Here is a 1,417-nt window from a genome sequence, read left to right on the forward strand (position 1 = left end):
CGAAGCACAAATCCTGATCGAACAATGGAGAAAAAACTACAACACGAAACGTCCACATAGTGCCCTAGGTTATCGCCCGCCAGCGCCCGAAACCATCGTCCAGATGGACCAAAGGCCAATCATGCACTAACAATCAAACCGGACCACTCAGGTGGGGCTGATCAATCGTTCATTCACAAAACGCACCCCGGTTACTTTGAGTAACCGGAGCCAGGCAACCCGTTGATTTTAGGCCGTACCTCGTTCCGGACGGTCACTATCAATGTTGAATTTCATACCGTCCAGAAGTTCTTCCAAATCGGGACGTGCCGCAGGACCGTTTGAGATATCGACCAGCATCAGCGTCCCGTTCGGACGGATACCAAACGCGCCAGGTTCGGCGAAAAGACCTGTCGTTTCTGCATCAGATAGAGGTGATGACACATAAAGACCAAGCGCACGCATTTGCGCCTCGTTCATTCCATAGCAGAGATCGAAATCCCAACCGAATTCAGCTTTGTCAGCCTCAGCTTTCTCTTGGTTGTCCGCGGAAACAACAACCACGTCCATTACATCAAGCCAGGATGGCAATACCGCATTCAACTTGTTCAGGAAACGCTTGCAGCGCGGGCAATGTTTGCCCCGATAGACAAACAGCATTGTCCAACGGTCCTTTTTTTGACCGATCGTAATCTTGTCCTCGGACCCTAGCCTTAAAAAGCTCATTTGTTCGATTTGCGCACCGACATTTGGTTTGGCAGAGGTCATAAGTGGATCCTTTGTTCTATAAATAGTGGATTAGCGCAGATGCCTCGGCTCAATTCATGTCACGTCAGGGCTACGATTGAAACCAAGATCGCGTTATCGGTCGGTGATAGAAGGGAACGCTCAGCCTCAGCTTGCCGCAGTTAACCATCGATCACCGATACAGACTCGTTGTCACGCTGCGACGTTCAGTGTCGCCGGGCTGCCAATGCCACAACTGGCGTTGGCGCAACCAGCTAAGCTGCATCCACTCCAACGCGCCCTGATCAGCTTTAGCCCCTAGGAGTTCTTTACAATCGAGACCGAACTGATTGAACGACTGGTCTGGTGAAACCACCGCGTCACCGATAGCATGTTGCCACAGGCGCGAAGAAAACCCGTGTAAGCAATAGCTGCAACCGCACAAGCCCGCTTCGTCCGCTCAGCCAACCTTCGTTGGATCCTGCTGCGAAGGCTGATGCCAGCCCAAAGCGGACATAAGCAATCCGCAGGAGCTTCGAAGCCTCCCCATACTGGAAGGGCGGATTTCGTTGAAAAGGTCGTTGGTTTTGGCGTTGCGCGTTTAGCTACTGCGCTGATTTTATTGAACGACCGATGCTGAGGCTTGTTGTCAGCCGGTGGTTGTCACCATTGGCTTGAGTTTTGCTAGTTTCCGGAGGTTTTGGGCGATGGC

2 protein-coding genes are annotated in these 1,417 nt (G+C 52.0%); one reads left to right on the forward strand and one right to left on the reverse strand.

Features of this window, described 5'->3' with window-relative positions:
• Nucleotides 1–130: integrase core domain-containing protein (locus TRM7615_RS25235; protein ID WP_165821352.1), on the forward strand; the 130-nt coding region annotated here is incomplete at its 5' end.
• Nucleotides 131–228: 98 nt separating this feature from the next.
• Here the strand turns inward: TRM7615_RS25235 and TRM7615_RS25240 are convergent.
• A complete protein-coding gene (locus TRM7615_RS25240) occupies nt 229–747 on the reverse strand; it encodes a redoxin domain-containing protein (protein WP_108792737.1) in 519 nt (172 codons plus the stop codon).
• Nucleotides 748–1,417: the final 670 nt, after the last annotated feature.

Origin of the sequence: Falsiruegeria mediterranea M17 (assembly GCF_900302455.1) — a bacterium.
Classification (GTDB): domain Bacteria; phylum Pseudomonadota; class Alphaproteobacteria; order Rhodobacterales; family Rhodobacteraceae; genus Falsiruegeria; species Falsiruegeria mediterranea.